The sequence below is a fragment of the Gordonia sp. KTR9 genome, assembly GCF_000143885.2.
In the GTDB taxonomy this organism is placed as follows: Bacteria; Actinomycetota; Actinomycetes; order Mycobacteriales; family Mycobacteriaceae; genus Gordonia.
Genome location: NC_018581.1, coordinates 2940208 through 2957831 on the forward strand (window position 1 = coordinate 2940208; position 17624 = coordinate 2957831).

A 17624-nucleotide genomic window follows, 5' to 3' on the forward strand; every position below is an offset into this window, starting at 1 on the left:
TGCTGTCCCCGGCCCGCCGCAACCAACGAACGGAAGCCCCGTGAACCCACCCACCCCTTCTCGGCGAGTCAGTCGCCTGCGATGGATTCTGCCAGCCCTGTTGGTCATCGGATGGCTGGCCCTGGGCTCCGTCGGCGGGCCGTTCGCCGGGAAACTCGGCGACGTGCAGGCCAACGACAACACCTCGTTCCTACCCGCATCCGCCGAGGCCACCGAGGTCTCCCGACTCGAAGCCGACTTCGTCGACTCCTCTGAGATCCCGGCGGTGGTCGTCGCCGAACGTACAAGCGGCATCACCGACGCCGACCTCGCGTTCGTGTCCGACGCCGTGGCCACGGTGGCCGGCACCGACGGGATCTCTGAACGAACGTCGCCGCCGATCCGCTCTCAGGACGGTCAGGCCATCCAGATGATCGTGCCCGTGGACTCCTCGGGCGAGGTATCGGGGAGCATCGAGGCGCTGCGTGCGGAACTCGCGAACGGCCCGCCCGAGGGGCTGTCGCTGTACGTGACCGGGCCCGCGGGCACCGCCGGCGATCTCACCATCGCATTCGGCGGAATCGACGGCCTGCTGCTACTGGTTGCCGGTGCGGTCGTGATCCTGATCCTGATCGTGGTGTACCGCAGTCCCATTCTCCCGTTCGTCGTCATCGTGTCCGCCGTGTTCGCGCTCGGACTCGCGAGCCTGCTGGTCTACGTACTCGCCTCGAACGACGTGCTGACCCTCAACGGTCAGAGCCAGGGCATCCTCTTCATCCTGGTGTTCGGTGCGGCGACGGATTACGCCCTGCTACTGGTGTCCCGCTATCGAGAAGAACTACGCGTGACCGACGACAAGTACGACGCGATAAAGGCCGCGTGGCGCGCCACTCTCGAGCCGGTCGCGGCCTCCGCCGGCACGGTCATCGCCGGAGTCCTGTGCCTGCTGCTGTCGGACCTGAATTCCAACCGCGGACTCGGCCCGGTAGCGGCCATCGGTATCGCGGCGTCCTTCCTGGCCTCGATGACATTCCTTCCCGCGGCTCTGACACTGCTGGGACGCACCGCATTCTGGCCGAAGCGTCCGGTCCTCGATCCCGACTCGGCGCAGCGAGACGACAGCAGCAACCATCGTTTCTGGGGCGCCCTGGCGAACCGGATCGGGCGACACCCCCGCCGCTTCTGGGTGGCCACCACGCTGCTTCTGGTCTTCTTCGCGTTGTTCCTCCCCCAGTTCAAGGCCGACGGCGTCGCGCAGTCCGACACCTTCCTCGTGCCGGTGGAGTCGCAAGAGGGCCAAGAGGTACTCACCGCCCACTTCGACGCCGGGGACGGTTCGCCCGCGGTCATCATCGCCAACGGCGCATCGTGGCAACAGGTTCAGACCGCCGCAGCGAACGTCGAGGGCGTGGCCGAGGTCGTTCCGGTCACCGACCCGGGGGGCGCACCCAAGACCGTCGACGGACGGGTCGCACTTCAGGCGACCTTGACGGACCCGGCTGATTCATTGGCCGCCGAGGAGACCATCGGGCAACTTCGCGACGCGGTCGGGAACGTGAACGGCGCCGATGCGCTCGTCGGTGGCCCGACGGCGGTCGACCTCGACACCAAGACGACGGCCATCCACGACCGGAATCTGATCATCCCGATCGTCAGCATCGTGGTGCTGCTCATCCTGTGTGCGCTCCTCCGCGCGATCGTGGCCCCGATCCTCCTGATGGCCACCGTGATCCTGAGCTTCGCCGCGACGCTGGGAATCTCGTCGATCGTGTTCAACCACATCCTCGGGTTCCCCGGCGCAGATCCGGTCGTACCGCTGTTCGCGTTCGTGTTCCTGGTGGCGCTGGGCATCGACTACAACATCTTCCTGATGACCCGCGTCCGTGAGGAGGCACTCCAGATCGGCACGCGCCGAGGTGTTCTCCGTGGACTCACCGTGACCGGCGGAGTCATCACCTCCGCAGGTGTGGTCCTCGCCGCGACGTTCTCGGCGCTGGCAGTCATTCCGCTGATCTTCCTGGCGCAGATCGCGTTCATCGTCGCCTTCGGCGTTCTCCTCGACGCACTGATCGTGCGGACGCTCCTGGTCCCCGCGCTCGTCTACGACATCGGCCGACCGGTGTGGTGGCCGAGTGCGCTGGCCAAGAAAGAGGACGTGCCGGAAGACAAGGAGCTGGTGGGCCCGTAGGGATACCACGACAGCGGCGCGAGTTCCCGTCGGCGGTCGGTGCTGCCGGTCCAGCGATCAGCGGACCGGCAGCACCTTGTCCACATGAACAGCCGGCCGCGGCGACCGCGGTCTCGGCGACAGCACCGCGTCGACGAGACGACGTGTGACGGGATCGCGGTCCGGAGCACGGAAGTCACGCGCCTCGAACCGGTCGACAACCCGTCCCCCGTCCAGAACCACGACATCGTCGGCAAAAGCCTGTACGACGGCGAGGTCGTGAGCGATGAGCACGTAGTCGACCGATGTCGTCGACCGCAGGTCCGCGAGGAGTTCGAGGATCTCGTCCTGAGTCGTGACGTCCAGAGCCGACGTCGGTTCGTCCAGGATCACCAGGGCCGGCTCGACCCCGAGCGCCTGGGCGATGCCGACCCGCTGGCGTTGCCCGCCGGACAGCTGGTGAGGGTATCGGTCGCCGATGACCGAGGGATCGAGTCCGACGAGATCGAGGAGTTCGTCGGCACGCCGACGCGCTGCCGGACCAGAAGCCACCCCGAGCCGGCTGATGGGCCGCGAGATCTGTCCGCTCACCCGGATCCGCGGATTCAGCGCACTCCCGTGATCCTGGAACACCAGTTGCACGTGCCGTGCGCGTTCGGCATCCCGCAGTCGCGAGATCTCGATCTCGACTCCGTCGCGGTGGATGGTCGCCGATCCCCGGGAGGCCGGTTCGATCCCGGCGAGAATGCGGGCGAGCGTGGACTTCCCGGACCCGGATTCGCCGATCAGCCCGAGTGTGCGTCCGCGGTCCACCCGAATCGACACGTCGTCCAGCGCCGCGAAATCCTCGCTTCGCCCGCCGGTCGCGGGGAACACCTTCGACACCCCGGAGATCACCGCGGCCGGGGCGGTGGCGGGCCTGGATGTCTCACGCTCGCCGAGGTGCGCGTCGGCGGAGAGTTCGGGAACCGCCGAGATGAGCCGCCGCGTGTACTGGTGTCGCGGATCTGTGAGCAACTCGGCCGTGGCGCCGTACTCCACGAGACGGCCGTGCCGGAGAACCGCGACCGAGTCACTCAGGCGTGCGACGACGCCGAAGTCGTGGGTCACCAGCAGTACCGCCATGCCGAGCTCCCGGCGCAGGCCGTCGATGAGGTCCAGGATGTGGACCGACAGGGTCGGGTCGAGTGCGGTCGTCGGCTCATCCGCGATCAGCAGATCGGGCTCGGGCAGGCAGGCTGCGGCGATCATGACCCGCTGCCGCATCCCACCGCTGAGCTGGTGCGGATAACTGCCCAGGACACGTGCTGCGTCGTGGATACCCACGCGCGCCAGCCACTCCGCGGCCAGCTCGCGGGCGTCCGCCCTACTCGACCGACGGTGCAGTCTGATCAACTCGATCAGCTGGTTGCCGATCGTGAACGACGGGTCGAACGAGGTCGCCGGATTCTGGAAGATCGTCCCGATTCTCCTGCCTCGCAGTGTGTTCAGTTGACGTTCCGGCGCACCGACGATCTGCCGCCCGTCCAGTGAGATCGATCCGGTCACCTCGGGCCGAGCACTCGCCGGCAGCAGACCGGCTATCGCGGACGCGGTGACGCTCTTACCCGAACCCGACTCCCCGACAAGGGCCAGGACATGGTCGGCGGGCAAGTCGAGACTCAGGTCGGTGACCGCGTCCACACCGCCGTCGCGGTGGGGAAAGCGAACCGACAGGTGATCGATGCGCAGTAGCGAAGCAGCGGGCTCCGTGGCGCGGGCGGCGACATCGTGGTGGGTGGCGGTCATGGTCGAGGACTCCATCGCGGGTCGAGTACGTCACGTAATCCGTCGCCGAGCCAGTTGAACGCCAGACCGACGACGAGGATCGCGATACCCGGGACGATCGCCACGAACGGGCTTCCCGAGATCAGGACCTTGGCGCCCTCGGCCACCATCCGGCCCCAGTCCGGGGTCGGCGGCTGCACGCCGATGCCGAGTGCACTGAGACTCGAAGCCAACACGATCAGGATCCCGATCAGACTGGTCCAGTAGACGATGATGGTCGCGCCGACGTTCGGCAGGATCTCCGACCGCAGGACCGTCCACGACGACGCTCCCAGACCGACTGCGGCGTCGACGTATTCGAGTTCACGCTGCCGACGCGTCTCGGCGTGCACGATACGCGTGACGTACGGGACGGCTGCGAAGACGACCGCCGAGGCCACCACCCAGACCCCCATCCCGATCACCTCGGCCAGTGCGAACGCGACGATGACGACGGGGAAGGCGAACAGGATGTCGGTGATGCGCATGACCGCCGAGGACAGCCACGATCGCGACCATCCGGTGAGCAGGCCGATCACCGACCCGATCAGGACCGCGACCGAGGTGGCGATCGCGGTCGGCCCGATCGTCGCCCGACCACCCCAGATGAGGCGGCTCAAGATGTCGCGACCCTGCTCGTCGGTACCGAACAGATGACCCTCGGTGCCCGGTGTCAGGTACCGCGACGCCGGATCGCCGACGGTGGGGTCATGGGGCACGATCCACGGCGCCAGCACCGATACGACGATGACCGCCGCCAGCACCGACACCGCGACGAGGAGTTGCCGGTGATGGGTCCACGCCGGGCGCCGCGGCCGACGTCGAGGGACCGGGACGCCGGCGTCGACCGTGCGGTCGACTGATTCCTCGGACAGGGTCACGTCAGCTCCTCAGGCGCGGATCGAGTAGGTCGCCGACGACATCGGTGACGAGGTTGACGAGGACGAACACCACGGTGACCAACATGACGCCGCCCTGGATGACGGGATAGTCGTGCGCACTGATGGCGTTCATCAGGTCGGTGCCGACACCGGGCCAGCTGAAGACGAACTCGACGAACACCGCACCGCTGAGGAGTGTCCCGACCTCGAGACCGGTGGTGGTGACGATGATCGGCGCGACATTGCGCCCCACGTGCTTGACGAGGATCCGCCGTCGCGGCATGCCCTGGCTGCGCAGCGTCCGGATGTAGTCCGACTCCATGCTCTCGATGACCCCGGCACGGGCGAAGCGCGCCAGGATCAGCATGGAGATGAGCGCGGCGGAGAACGCCGGGAGGATGAGGTGATGGAACAGGTCGCCGGCTCCCCCGTCGCCCGAGGCGTCACGCATGCCGGTGGCGGGCAGCACCTTCCACTCCAGGGCGAACAGCCAGATCAGCAGCAGCCCGAACCAGTACACCGACAGGTTGGAGCCGACCTGCACGAGCAGCATGATCGCCCGGTCGACGAACCGGTTGTGGTTGAGTGCAGCCACCGTCCCGATGAACACGCCGAAGACCACGAACACGAGCGCCGCGGCCGCGGTGAGGACGAGGGTGTTGCCGAACGCCGTACCCAAGGTGTCGAACACTGTCGAGCCGTTGATGATCGAGCGTCCACCGCCGTCGGTGAACAGACTCGACAGCCACGTGAGGTACTGGACCACCACGGGGTCGTTCAGTCCGAAGGCCTTCTGGAGGTCGGCCACCGCGTCGGGCGAGAGCACGCCGTGCAGGCTCGCTTTGACGGGATCACCCGGACTGGCCTTCCCGAGGACGAAGACCAGGATCGAGATGACGAACAGCACCGGCACGAGGAGGAGGACGCGGCCCGAGATCCGGAGCGCGAGACGGTGTCTTCGGGCCGCGCGACGGATCGTGGCCAACCGGACCGGCCGCTCCTCCACCGGCTCTCCGGGCTGCGGCGGAGGCGGTCCGGGCCGGGCGACGGTCTCGTTCGTGAACAGGGTCGTCGACATCAGCCCTCCTTCGACACCGGACCGAGGTCGTACCAGTTCGTGTTCGGCCAGACGAATCCGCGGACCTGCGGCGAGATCGCGTAGTAGCGGGTGAAGTTCACCGTGGGGATCACCGCGTGATCGGCGGCGATGACCTTGTCGGCGTTCTGCCAGTTGGCGATCCGGACAGCGGGATCGGCTGTGTACCGCGCGGCGTCGAGAGCACGGGTGATCGCCGGGTAGTCGACGTAGCGCTCACCGCCATTGGCTACAACGGTCGAGTTGAATCCCTCGAGGGCCCACTCCGGGTAGGTGCCGCCGTACTCGCCGAGATGGAAGCCGTCGTCGGGCTGCGGGTTGGAGATGCGCGACGAGTAGTTGCCGCGCTCGAGCGCGACTACCGGCGCGTTGATCCCGACGGCCTTCAAGTTCGCCGAGATGGCCTCTGCCTCGGGCTGACCCGCGAGGTCGGCGATGATGTTGAACGACACCTGACCGTTCCCGACGCCGGCCTCGGTGAGCACCGCTCGCGCACGCTCGGGATCGTAGGAGTAGTTCCGGAGGTTCGCGTCGTATGCCTCGTTGCCGGGATTGAGGAACGACCACAACGGCTGGGCGTGACCGGAGTAGATGTTGTCGGCGAGACCCTGCCGGTCGATGGCGAGCGAGACCGCCTCGCGCACCGAGGGATTCTGCGCCCACTTGTTGCCGAACAGGAACGACACGTAGTCCAGTTGCGCCCCGGTCCCCTTCGGCACCACCGCGCCCTGCCGTTCGAGCAACTCGACATCGGTCGGCTGCACTCGGGTGAGGATGTCGATCTCGCCACTCTGGAACGCGGCGAGCCTGCTCTGGTTGTTGGGGATGGTGCGGAACACCAGGCGCTTGAGCGCGGGAGACTCACCCCAGTAGCCGTCGAAGCGATCGAGAGTGATGTGGTCGTTGATCTTGCGCTCGACGAATCGATACGGCCCCGTGCCGGTCGGATGCTCGGACAGGCCGTCGTTGCCGTACTCCCGCAGGGCCGCGGGACTGAAGATCAGCGGCGAACCGATGGACTGGGCGAGCAGACGGGGAAAGCCCAGGTACGGGCGGTTGAACGTGAACTCGTAGGTGTGATCGTCGACGATGCGGGTGCTCTCGAGGTCGTTGAAGCGCGCCTTGAGCATCGCGGCACTCTTCTCGTCGTAGAACTCGAAGCCGGGGTCGGTGAACCGCTTGACGTTGAAGTCGAGTGCGGCAGCGTCGAAGTCCGTTCCGTCGTGGAACTTCACTCCGCGTCGGAGGTCGAATGTCCAGGTGGTGGCGTCGGGAGTGTGTCGCCACGCGGTCGCGAGCCCCGGTGCCAACTCCGTGACGCCCTGGTCGCTCGACAGCACCTCCTGCACCAGCGGCTCGTAGATGTTCCGTGACGCGCGGAAGGTCTCCCAGAAATACTCGCGCTGCGGGTCGATCGCCGTCGGTTCCGTGTAGAGACCGACCACCAAGGTGTCGGTGGGGTTCTTCGAGGAGATCGAATCACCTCCTCCTCCGCAGGCGGTCGCGATGACGGCGACCGACAGTGTCAGGGCGGCAACGATGACGCCGCGACGACGGATCCGTTCGATGAGCATGGTGCTGTGGCCGTTCCTCGAAGGGGTGCGCCGCGATCGCCAGCGCACGTCGGGGGACGACGCTACGGGGCGGGCGCGTTCTTCGGCATGTCTTCGATTCAACGCGATCCGATGTCGGGCAGAAGGAATATGGGCCTGGTTGGCGTCTCATCTTCGGTTGCCACACACTATGATTCCCAATCTGGACAATCGAATCTCGGCGCGCGAAACAGTCGATTTCCATCGCCCGCACGCCGATACTCGGGCGAGTGACCCTCGAGATCCGGAACCTGTCGACGCCAGAGGAAGTGCGGTCGGCGCTCGGCGCCTTCTTCCGCTCCATGGTGGGACTACCGCCGTTGACTCTCGACGCCGCCACGATCACCGACCCCGGGCGGTACATCGGCGCGCTCGACGAGGGCCGGGTGATCGGCGGAACCGACTCCTACAGCGGGTATCTCGTGGTCCCCGGCGGCACCCGGGTACCCCACGCCGCCGTGACGCACGTCGGCGTGCTGCCGACGCACCGGCGCCGCGGCGTGCTCAGACGGCTGCTCGCAGCGCAGTTCGACGACCTCGCACGCCGTGGAGAGGTCGTAGCGACGCTGCGCGCGTCGGAGGCGGTCATCTACGAGCGCTTCGGCTACGGAGTGGCGAGCAGCGCCCGCTCGGTGCGGGTGGATGCCCGGCGTGCCCGTCTCCGACCCACACATCCGGAGGGAGGCCGGATCGTCCTCGTCGACGACGCGGTGACCACCAGCCGGCTGCGAGATATCGCCGGGCTCGTCGAGTCGCCGGGCTCGATCGGTCTCCCCGAGCCGTGGTGGGAACTCCAGCGTCTGCGTCGTGCGGGTGATCCGGCCTCCGTCCACGTAGCGGTGCATCGCACCGGAGACGTGGACGACGGCTTCGTCATCTACCGCCCCGAGGGCTCCGACCACTGGTTCGAGAGCAGCGAACGGACGATCACGGTCACCGACTTCGTCGCCGCGAACGACTCGGCACGGGCCGGCCTGTGGCGGCACCTGCTCTCGCTCGACCTCGTGGACGTCATCGACATCGCGGCTGTCCCACTTGACGATCCGATCGTGGTCGCGGTCGACGACCGCCGGTCCCTCACGCTCGGGCCGGAACGCGACGAGACCTGGCTTCGACTCATCGACGTCGAGGCGGCGCTCGGTGCACGGGCATACGCCGAGGAGGACCCGGTGAGCGTCGCCGTCGTCGATCCGCAACTGCCGTCCAACTCCGGCATCTACGAGATCGGCTCGAAATCTGTGCGGCGCACCGACGCCCGGCCGGATGTCACGGTCGACGTGTCCGCGCTCGGCGCCACCTACCTCGGCGGCACCCGCTGGCGTCAACTCGCCGCGGTCGGCCGGGTCACCGTGCACCGAGACGACGCGATCCGTCGTCTCGACGTGCTGTTCGGCACCGACCGGCTGCCCTTCTCCGGAACCTCGTTCTGAGGCCGATGCCGATACCGGAACCCGTTCCCCGACAGACTCCCGACAAGAAAGCAGTGAGCACATGACCGACACCGTGGCGCCGACCGCGCCGGTGTACCTGCAGCCCGCAACGGCAACCGACACCGAACTGGACGAACGCTTCACCCCGATCTTCGAACGCATCGCCGCGGGCAACATCGACCGCGAGCGCCACCGCGAATTCGCCCACGACCAGGTGTCGTGGCTCAAGGCCGCGGGCCTGGGCCGGATCCGTATCCCCGTCGAGCAGGGCGGACTGGGCGCATCGCTCGAGCAGACCTTCGCGCTCCTCGCCTCACTGGCCGAGGCCGACGCCAACGTGGCCCACGTCTGGCGCAACCACCTCGCGTTCGTCGAGGACCGGCTCAACGCACCGCAATCGGCCGCCAACGACCGGTGGATCGACAGATTCCTGGCCGGCGAGTTCGTGGGCGGCGGTTGGACGGAGGCCAACAACGGCACCCTCGCCGCGATGGCCACGACCATCCGGCCCGACGGCGATCAGTACCGCGTGACCGGGGCGAAGTTCTACGCGACCGGCAGCCTGTTCGCCGACTGGCTCGACGTCATCGGCCGGACCGACGACGGAGCACTGCTCACCGCCCTCGTCCGCCGCGACCACCCCGGCGTCGAACTCGTCGACGACTGGACCGGTTTCGGGCAACAGACCACCGCGAGCGGCAGCGCGAACTACATCGACGTGCCGGCCGAGGACGGGAACGTCTTCCCGGTCGCCGAGCGGTTCGTGTACCAGGGGCACTTCTACCAGGTCGCGATACTCGCGGTCCTGACCGGGATCATCCGTGCGGCCTTGCGCGACGGCGTGATCGCCCTGCGCTCGCGCGGGCGCAACTACCCCCATGGTCTCGACCCGGTGCCTGCCTCGGATCCCCAGCTGCTGCAGGTCATCGGCAGCGTGTCGGCGCATGCATTCGCCGCGGAGGCGGCTCTGCGGCAGACCGCACGCGAGTTGGATCGCCTCGCCATCGCTCACGCTGCCGGCGACGCCGACGAGCGCGCACTGCGAGTCCGGACTTCCCAGGTGGCCACCGACCAGGCTCAGCTGGTGATCATCGACGCCGCGCTGGACGCCACGACCACCGTGTTCGACGCACTCGGGGCATCCGGCGTCTCGACCACCACGTTGCTCGACCGACATTGGCGCAATGCGCGGACCCTCGCATCGCACAATCCGCGTGTATACAAGGCACGCATCCTCGGGGACTGGGTGGTGAACGGCGCCGATCCGGTGCCCGACCTCTTCGCCGCCGGTCGCGGTGGACAGGGCAACTGACGATGGCCGAGCCCTACCTCGCACTCGGGCTGACCGGCACGGCGGTTCTGCGGCTGCTCGACGATCCGCAGCTGAGGGCCGAGTGGGACGACCTTCCGCTGGCGTTCTCCATCCTCGGGATCGACCGGCTCGACGGCCGTTCCGGTCCCACTGAGGTCATCGTCGACGGGAGTGCTGCCGCGGCAGTCCTTCTGGCGCGCACCGTGGCTGCGCGAGTCCTCGTTCCCGCACCGCCTCGTCGTGATCACCCGTACAACCTCGCCCGTCGCGTTGCATCCCTCGGTCACCTGTCGACCGGACGGAGCGGGGTGGTCTTCGGACCCGAAGATCACGCGGGCGCGTCCGGGGACCCGTGGTCGGTGTCCACCGGCGGGGTAGCTGCAGACACGTCCCCGGCGGGTCGCGCGGTCGCCGCGGCCCGAGCGGTGCGGGCCTTGGAACGTAGCTGGCAACTGGACTCGGTGGTGGGCGACCGCGAGTCGGGGATCTTCGTACGCTCGGACGAGATCGAACACGTCGACGTCGAGGGCGTCTTCCGGATCGCCGGCCCACTGACGGTCCCAGAGCCGCCGCACGGCCCGTCCGTCATCGGGTGGTACGCCGCCGGAGAGCACGACCCCGAGGCGGACGACGCGGTCGACCTCGTGATCGGCGGAAACGGCCCGGTCCGCGTCGTGGAACCAGGTGAGCCACTCCCCGGCGACGCGACGGGCGTCGTCCTCGCGTCCCGCGCCGACACAGACCTCACCGAGTTGCTGTCCACCGCGCGCCGGTGGTTGGCCGACGGTGCTCGTGCCACCGAACGGTCGCAGCCCCTGCGCGCGGCCCTCTCCCTGCCGGCACCCCCGCGCGACCGCGGTCGGCCGGCTTTCGCTGTACCCCAGCCCCATCCGTGGCTGTAGTCGCCACCGACGAGCCCGGTCCGACGCCGGCACCCCGACACAATCCTCAGGAGTACCCATGACCGAGCGCCGCGACGGACACGTCATCCTCGGGATCAACGTGCTGGTCCTCGGCTACCTACCCGCCGCGTGGCAGTCGCCGGAACTCGACGCCTTGTCCTTCGTCGACCCCGCGTACTGGCGGCGGATCCGGGCGGCCGCCGAGCGCGGCACCCTCGACGCCTTGTTCCTCGCCGACGTCCCGGCCCTCGGCGATCCCGCCCACGACGCCAACCCCGCGCACCTCGAGCCGACGGTGAACTGGGGTTATGTCGCCGGGGTCACCGAGAACGTGGGACTGGTGTCGACGGCCTCGACGACGTTCAACGACCCCGTCGAACTCGCCGAACGGCTGTTGTCCCTCGACCACGCGTCGGGTGGCCGCGCCGCATGGAACATCGTCACCAGCCGTGGCACGGCGCCGGCCCGCAACTTCGGCCTGCCCGACGTCCCGCTCCGCGACGACCGGTACGAACGTGCCGCCGAGTTCGTCGACGTCGTTCGCGCGCTGTGGGATTCGGCTGTGACCGGACAGGAGGTGCACCATCGGGGCGACTTCTTCTCGGTGGATGCGCAGCTTCGCGTGCCGCCCTCCCGGCAGGGCTATCCGGTACTCTTCCAGGCCGGCGGCTCGGCCAAGGGCCGCGCACTGGCGGGACGGGTGGCCGAAGGAGTGTTCGCCGCCGAACTGACACGGGACAAGGCAATCGAACACTACCGGCTGGTCAAGGGGCTGGCCCGTGCCGCGGGTCGCTCCCCCGACGACGTCAAGATCCTCCCGGGATTGCTGCTGTCCCTGGGGAGCACGGAAGAGGAGGCTCGTCGGCGAAGCGACGAGCTGCACGACCGCGGCCCCGCGTCGTACTCGCTCGGATGGCTGTCGCAGGCCATCGGCTATGACGCCGCCAAGCTCGAACTCGACGAACCGTTCCCCGAAGACGTGCTGGCCGCCCCGGTGGACCTCCAGACCTTTACCGGCAGTGTGGGTTTCCGGGAATCGATCGTGGCCCAGATCAGGCGGACGAACCCGACGGTGCGGGAATATCTCACACAGACGCGCTACACCGGTTCCGGACATGCCGGTTTCGTCGGGACGCCGGACCAGCTGGCCGATCACATCGAGGACTGGTTCCATTCCGGCGCGATCGACGGCTTCAATCTGCAGCCGGATGTCCTCGTCGACGGCCTGGACGTGATCGTGCACGAGCTCGTGCCGATTCTGCGCCGCCGCGGATTGTTCCGGCACGAGTACGAGACCCACACCCTGCGTGAGCATCTGCGGGCGGCGTCACCGACTCCTGTCTGGGCGCTCTGACTTCTCGCCGAACCCGAGGAGAAAGAACCGCAGCGAGCGCAACGAGTTTCTCGGCGACCGAATCCGCGCATACTCGGTCCCGACCGTTATCACCTCGCGACAATCATCGAAACAGCTGCGCGCCAGCGTTTTCCGACGGCATCGCGATTCGAGAAAGCAGGGAGTCATGACCGCATCCGCGGAGACCCCACCGACCACCGATGCCGGCACGTCCCGGCCTTCTCCGACGGGCCCGGATTCGCCGGCACCATCGCCGACGACGCTGTCCCTCGGTGGACGCAACCTGACGTCCGCGGAAACCACAGGACTGGAGAAGGACGCGCTGGGCACCTGGGGCGTGTTCGCCCAGGGGCTCGCCGCGGCGGCACCGAGCGTCGCGATTGCCGTCGTACCGTTCGCGCTGTACACGGCGGCCGGTAAAGGGGCGGCCTGGGCGGCGATCGTCGGGCTGGTGATCGCTCTGCTGATCGCCGGCACGATCGGTTTCCAGGCCCGCCGCACGGTGTCGAGCGGTTCCCTGGGCACCTACACCGGTAACGGTCTCGGCCCGGGATTCGCGTTCGTCGCGGGCACCAGCCTGCTGCTGGGGTACATCGGTTTCGCCACCACCGGCACCCTCGGCGGCGTCCTGTACGTCGACGCGTTCCTGTTCGAGATCGGATTGGGCAGCGAGGCAACGTGGTTCAAGCTGCTTCTCGTCGTCATCGTCGTCGGAGTCGGCATCTACCTGCCACTTCGCGGAGCGACCCTCGCGGCGAGGTACGAACTCGCCTTCGAGGTGCTGGCACTGGTGTCCATCGCCGTCATCATCATCGCGTCGTATGTCGCCTACGGGTTCCGGTTCGACGCCGAGCAATTGAGCCTCTCCAATCTGGGTGACAGTTCGACATTCGTCGCGGCAGTCACCGCCGTGGGTGCCTATGCGGGATTCGAGAGCGTGGCATCGCTCGGCGCCGAGGCACGCGATGCGCACCGCACGATCGCCCGGGCACTGTTGCGCGTCGTGCTCATCATCGGGGTGCTCTACCTGCTGGCCACCTACCCCCAGGTGCTGCACTTCGACGGTTTCGACGGGGACAAGGCCGTCCTGCCCCAGCTCGCCGACGACACCGGGGTGGCGTGGATCAACCCGGTCGTGAGTGCGGCGGTGGCCATCGCGTTCATCGTCTTCGTCACGGCTGTCACCACCTCGGCCGCCCGGTCACTGTTCACCCTCGCCCACGAGGGAGCCCTCCCGAAGGTGCTCGCGCAGGCGCACCCGCGCTATCGCACGCCGTGGGTCGGCATTCTCCTCGTCGGCGCGGTGGCGCTGGTGTTCGCCGTCGTCGCGACGTTCAGCTCGGCCGGGCGGCTGGTCTTCGATGTCTACGGCGCCTACGTGGCCAACTGGGGCTTTCTGATCAGCTACCTTCTCGTGGTCATCGCGACGCCGATCTGGCTGTATCGGATCAAGGCCCTCACACCGGTGCGTGCCATCGTCTCCGGTCTCGCCGCGCTCGGTCTCGGCTACGTCATCCTCAACAACGTCTACCCGCAGCCCGAGTGGCCGTTCAATGTCCTGCCGCTGGTGTATGCGGCCATCCTGGCCGTCGCGGTCGGCTGGTACCTGTACCTGCGCCGCGCACGCCCCGATGTGGCGCGCCGCATCGGTAGCATCCAGACGCTGTCGGTCGAGGAGCACGCCCGGCTCGCCGACCTCGGCATCGTCGAGGTCCTTCGCGCCGACAGCGACTCCACCACAGACGATCACCGGCGCCCCGACACAGACCACTTCGACGCGGCAGCGCGTCACTGATGTCGAGCCCGGCCGACCCGGGGACCCGGGCGCCGTCCCGAGGTCGGCCGGGGGTCAGGTCTCGGTCGTCTCGACGGGGCTCCGCCGCCGCCGGACGACCCCGGTCGCCACGGTGATGACGGCACCGACGGCGAGGACAACCGCCGACGCATACGGAAGAGCGTTGTCGACGGCGCCCACCACGAGCACCACCGGGATGACCAACGCGGGCCAGGGGACCACGGTCTTCCAGTTGCCCGAGCTCCACCCGAGGATCGAGCAGACCCCCACAGTGAAAAGAGCGATACCGCCGCACAGGATCCATCGCCCGGCAGACTCCAACTCACCGATCGGGTGGAGCACATACTGTTCGATACCCACCCCCACGAGAGCGGCACCCAGGGTGAGCGGCAGATGACCGTAGATGTACCCGTCGGCCCGTCCGCTGCCCACCGCACTGTCGTCGTCTTGGATCTCGACCTTGGCCTCGGCCCCGCCGATGTCGAAGTACATCCACCAGACGGAGGCGGCGATCGTGAACCCCAGGGCTGCCACGGCGGTCGACGACCATGCCCAGTGGCTGTCCTTCATGCCGAGCACGATGGCCGAGATCGACTCGCCGAGAACGAGGATGACGAACAGCCCGAAGCGTTCCGGAAGGTGTTCGAGGTGTAGCGGTACGTCCGGGCCCCAGCGCGTCGCGGCGAAGGGCGCCACCGCCTCTACGAGAATGCCCACCGCCCACAGGATGTAGGTGACCGGTGACGGCATGAACAGCGAGACCGTCCAGATCAGCCCACTCACGATGGTGGCCGCGAGATAGATGTCGACCGTGACGCGCACCTCGATGATGTGTCGCCAAGCCCGGAAATACAACGCTGCCAGGATGACCCGGGTCGTGATGTAACCCACCCCGAATGCCACGGTACCGTCGCCGCCGACCGCGGTCGCGGCACCCGCGGCCATCACCGCGACCGCGAATGTCGCGGCCAGTTTCAGGACCCGGTAGAACACATCGTTGGTGTCGAAGCGGTTGGCGTACAGCGTCGTGGTCACCCACGACCACCACGTGACCACGAACAACCCGGCGAACACACCCACGCCCCGCCAGCCCATGCTGTCGGTGAGCGAGATCGCCAACTGGTGGATGACGAGGACATAGGCGAGATCGAAGAACAACTCGAGCCTGGTGGCCGCCCGGTCCTCCTCCACGCGCAACCGTGGGGGTTCGACGAGCGGGGCCCGCTGGCCCGCACCGCTGCTGTCCTCGCTGTCCCGTACATCAGTCGCGTCGTCGACGCCGGCAGCGTCGTCGTGCCCACCGTCCGGCGGCGACTGCGTACTCTCACCCATCATCGGCGTCCCATCCTCGGCGTGGCGGGCTCGTCCGCTACCCATCCTGCCCTACGGGCGTCGACGCATTCGAGCGACGCCTCGTCGGTGCACTCCGGTACCCCACCGTCGCAACACCCAAACGACAGGGGCAACCCTCGAACAGTGGCCGCCCCCAGCCCCGGTGGGGTCCGGACATCGCGACCTAGGAGGCGAGTCGTTCGTAGATCGTGGCGTTCGCCAGTCCGCCCGCCTCACACATCGTCTGGAGGAGGTAGCGACCTCCACGATGCTCGAGGGCATTGAGCCCGGTGGTCGCGAGGCGCGCGCCACTGGCGCCCAGCGGATGACCGACCGCGATCGCGCCGCCGTTGACATTGACCTTGTCCAAGTCCACGCCGAACTCCCTCGACCATGCGAGCACCACCGGCGCGAACGCCTCGTTGACCTCGAACAGGTCGATGTCCTCGATGCGCAGCCCGCTGCGCGACAATGCCTTTCGGGTTGCCGGGATGATGCCGGTCAACATCAGCAGCGGATCGTCACCCGCGACCGCGATGGTGTGTACCCGGGCTCGGGCACGCACGCCGAGCTCGGCGGCCTTCTCCTCGCTCATGAGTAGTACCGCGGACGACCCGTCGCTGATCTGACTCGCGCTCGCCGCGGTGATCTTCCAGTCGATCTCCGGGAATCGGCGTGCGATCGCCTCGTCGTAATAGGCGGGCCGCAGTCGGGCCAGATCGTCGAGACTGCCCCCGAGCCGGATCCCCTCGTCCGACGTCAGTCCGGCAAGAGCCGCGAGTTCGTTGTCGAAGAGTCCGTTCTTGGTGGCCGTGGCGGCCAGATCATGGGACCGCAGGGAGAATTCGTCGATCTCGCGCCGCGAGATGTCCCAGCGGGCGGCGATCAGTTCGGCCGAGATCCCCTGACCCACGAGCCCCTCCGGGTATCGCTCGTCGAATGCCCGCCCGTTCAGATCGCCGGTACCGGCCGCGGCCGAACCCATCGGAACCCGGGACATCGACTCGACTCCCGCGGCGACCGCGACGTCGTAGGTACCCGCGATGATGCCCTGTGCAGCGAATGCGATGGCCTGCTGGCCGCTGCCGCATTGGCGATCGACGGACACGCCCGGCACCGACTCGGGATAGCCCGCGGCCAGGAGGCCGCGGCGCGCGAGGTTGAAACTCTGCTCGCCCACCTGGCTGACCACTCCGGTGATCACGTCGTCGACGAGTTCGGGGTCGACGCCCGAGCGATCCACGACCGCGCGCAGGCTGTGCGCCAGCAGGTCGACGGGATGGACGTCATGGAGGGCGCCGGTGGGCTTGCCCTTGCCGATGGGCGTGCGAACAGCGTCGACGATGACCGCAGATCTCATGACTGATCCTCCATCAGTTCGCGGGTCGGAAACTCCAGCCGACCCGGATATCCAGCTGACTTTTGTCTGCCATAGTCAGATCTACGCCCTGGCTATGGTTCTGTCAAGTCAGGGTAGGGTGGAGCCATGATGCACCTGAAGGGACCGCTGGCCGAGCGCGACAGCTGGGAGGCCACCGGTTGCTCGATCGCGAAGGCGATCGACCTGGTGGGGACCCGGTCGGCGATCCTCATCCTGAGGGAGGCCTTCTACGGCGCCACCAGGTTCGATCAGTTCAGTCGCCGGGTCGGGATCACCGATGCGGTCGCGTCGGCCCGCCTGAGAGAACTCACCGAGGCGGGGATCTTCACCAAGGTGCCCTACCGCGAAGCCGGGCAGCGTGAACGGTTCGAGTATCAACTCACCGACAAGGGCCGCGACCTGTTTCCCGTGGTGATGTCGTTGATGCAATGGGGCAACGACCATCTGCAGCCCGACGGCGCGCCGCTCACCGTGACCGACAAGGAGCATGCCCCCGTGCGTGTCGGGGTCGTCGCCGAGCCCACCGCGGTGCTCGCACCCGAGGATGTCGAGCTGCGCGTCGCCCGGCACACGCGCTGATTCGCGCAGACAGGAACG

Annotated in this window: 13 protein-coding genes; 7 read left to right on the forward strand and 6 right to left on the reverse strand. The window is 67.8% G+C overall.

Going from position 1 to position 17624, the window contains the following annotated elements:
- Nucleotides 1–40 precede the first annotated feature (40 nt).
- Nucleotides 41–2167, forward strand: a complete 2127-nt coding sequence (locus KTR9_RS14110; protein ID WP_014926922.1) for an MMPL family transporter — start codon at nt 41–43, stop codon at nt 2165–2167.
- Nucleotides 2168–2224: 57 nt separating this feature from the next.
- Here the strand turns inward: KTR9_RS14110 and KTR9_RS14115 are convergent, their stop codons facing one another.
- From KTR9_RS14115 to KTR9_RS14130, 4 genes are read right to left on the reverse strand one after another with little or no spacing between them, the layout of a single operon-like run.
- Nucleotides 2225–3934, reverse strand: a complete 1710-nt coding sequence (locus KTR9_RS14115; protein ID WP_014926923.1) for an ATP-binding cassette domain-containing protein — start codon at nt 3932–3934, stop codon at nt 2225–2227.
- On the reverse strand, nt 3931–4833 hold the full coding sequence (locus KTR9_RS14120) for an ABC transporter permease (protein WP_014926924.1): 903 nt from the start codon (nt 4831–4833) through the stop codon (nt 3931–3933). The genes KTR9_RS14115 and KTR9_RS14120 overlap by 4 nt, the downstream gene beginning before the upstream one ends.
- A 1-nt stretch (nt 4834) precedes the next feature.
- Nucleotides 4835–5911, reverse strand: coding sequence for an ABC transporter permease (locus KTR9_RS14125; RefSeq protein ID WP_010842500.1), 1077 nt, complete (start codon nt 5909–5911; stop codon nt 4835–4837).
- On the reverse strand, nt 5911–7503 hold the full coding sequence (locus KTR9_RS14130) for an ABC transporter substrate-binding protein (protein WP_014926925.1): 1593 nt from the start codon (nt 7501–7503) through the stop codon (nt 5911–5913). The genes KTR9_RS14125 and KTR9_RS14130 overlap by 1 nt, the downstream gene beginning before the upstream one ends.
- Before the next feature lie 248 nt (nt 7504–7751).
- On the opposite strand from KTR9_RS14130, the gene KTR9_RS14135 reads away from it, so the two are divergent.
- The 5 genes from KTR9_RS14135 to KTR9_RS14155 all read left to right on the forward strand — a co-directional run bounded on the left by KTR9_RS14135 (nt 7752) and on the right by KTR9_RS14155 (nt 14314).
- A complete protein-coding gene (locus tag KTR9_RS14135; protein WP_014926926.1) occupies nt 7752–8951 on the forward strand; it encodes a GNAT family N-acetyltransferase in 1200 nt (399 codons plus the stop codon).
- Between the two features lie 61 nt (nt 8952–9012).
- A complete protein-coding gene (locus KTR9_RS14140) occupies nt 9013–10263 on the forward strand; it encodes an acyl-CoA dehydrogenase family protein (RefSeq protein ID WP_014926927.1) in 1251 nt (416 codons plus the stop codon).
- Nucleotides 10264–10265: 2 nt separating this feature from the next.
- Nucleotides 10266–11165, forward strand: a complete 900-nt coding sequence (locus KTR9_RS26550) for an LLM class flavin-dependent oxidoreductase (protein ID WP_014926928.1) — start codon at nt 10266–10268, stop codon at nt 11163–11165.
- Nucleotides 11166–11223: 58 nt separating this feature from the next.
- The gene (locus KTR9_RS14150) at nt 11224–12519 is read left to right on the forward strand and encodes an NtaA/DmoA family FMN-dependent monooxygenase (protein WP_014926929.1); all 1296 of its coding nucleotides are present in this window, start codon (nt 11224–11226) and stop codon (nt 12517–12519) included.
- 166 nt (nt 12520–12685) lie between these two features.
- Nucleotides 12686–14314, forward strand: coding sequence for an APC family permease (locus KTR9_RS14155; RefSeq protein ID WP_014926930.1), 1629 nt, complete (start codon nt 12686–12688; stop codon nt 14312–14314).
- Between the two features lie 54 nt (nt 14315–14368).
- On the opposite strand, the gene KTR9_RS14160 is transcribed toward KTR9_RS14155, so the two are convergent.
- Both KTR9_RS14160 and KTR9_RS14165 read right to left on the reverse strand, forming a co-directional pair.
- Entirely contained in the window at nt 14369–15649 is a 1281-nt protein-coding gene (locus tag KTR9_RS14160; RefSeq protein ID WP_014926931.1) for a low temperature requirement protein A, read from the reverse strand.
- Nucleotides 15650–15830: 181 nt separating this feature from the next.
- The gene (locus KTR9_RS14165) at nt 15831–17006 is read right to left on the reverse strand and encodes an acetyl-CoA C-acyltransferase (protein WP_014926932.1); all 1176 of its coding nucleotides are present in this window, start codon (nt 17004–17006) and stop codon (nt 15831–15833) included.
- A 126-nt stretch (nt 17007–17132) separates the two neighbouring features.
- Between KTR9_RS14165 and KTR9_RS14170 the strand changes: the two genes are divergently transcribed.
- Nucleotides 17133–17606 carry a winged helix-turn-helix transcriptional regulator gene (locus tag KTR9_RS14170; protein ID WP_014926933.1) on the forward strand — a complete coding sequence of 158 codons (474 nt, stop codon included), beginning with the start codon at nt 17133–17135 and terminating at the stop codon, nt 17604–17606.
- Nucleotides 17607–17624: the final 18 nt, after the last annotated feature.

Excerpts from the sequence above, each read along its gene's own strand:
- KTR9_RS26550 (WP_014926928.1), top strand. The coding sequence starts at position 10,266 with ATGGCCGAGCCCTACCTCGCACTCGGGCTGACCGGCACGGCGGTTCTG.
- KTR9_RS14160 (WP_014926931.1), bottom strand. The coding sequence starts at position 15,649 with ATGATGGGTGAGAGTACGCAGTCGCCGCCGGACGGTGGGCACGACGAC.
- KTR9_RS14170 (WP_014926933.1), top strand. The coding sequence starts at position 17,133 with ATGATGCACCTGAAGGGACCGCTGGCCGAGCGCGACAGCTGGGAGGCC.
- KTR9_RS14140 (WP_014926927.1), top strand. The coding sequence starts at position 9,013 with ATGACCGACACCGTGGCGCCGACCGCGCCGGTGTACCTGCAGCCCGCA.
- KTR9_RS14115 (WP_014926923.1), bottom strand. The coding sequence starts at position 3,934 with ATGACCGCCACCCACCACGATGTCGCCGCCCGCGCCACGGAGCCCGCT.
- KTR9_RS14125 (WP_010842500.1), bottom strand. The coding sequence starts at position 5,911 with ATGTCGACGACCCTGTTCACGAACGAGACCGTCGCCCGGCCCGGACCG.
- KTR9_RS14150 (WP_014926929.1), top strand. The coding sequence starts at position 11,224 with ATGACCGAGCGCCGCGACGGACACGTCATCCTCGGGATCAACGTGCTG.
- KTR9_RS14165 (WP_014926932.1), bottom strand. The coding sequence starts at position 17,006 with ATGAGATCTGCGGTCATCGTCGACGCTGTTCGCACGCCCATCGGCAAG.
- KTR9_RS14130 (WP_014926925.1), bottom strand. The coding sequence starts at position 7,503 with ATGCTCATCGAACGGATCCGTCGTCGCGGCGTCATCGTTGCCGCCCTG.
- KTR9_RS14155 (WP_014926930.1), top strand. The coding sequence starts at position 12,686 with ATGACCGCATCCGCGGAGACCCCACCGACCACCGATGCCGGCACGTCC.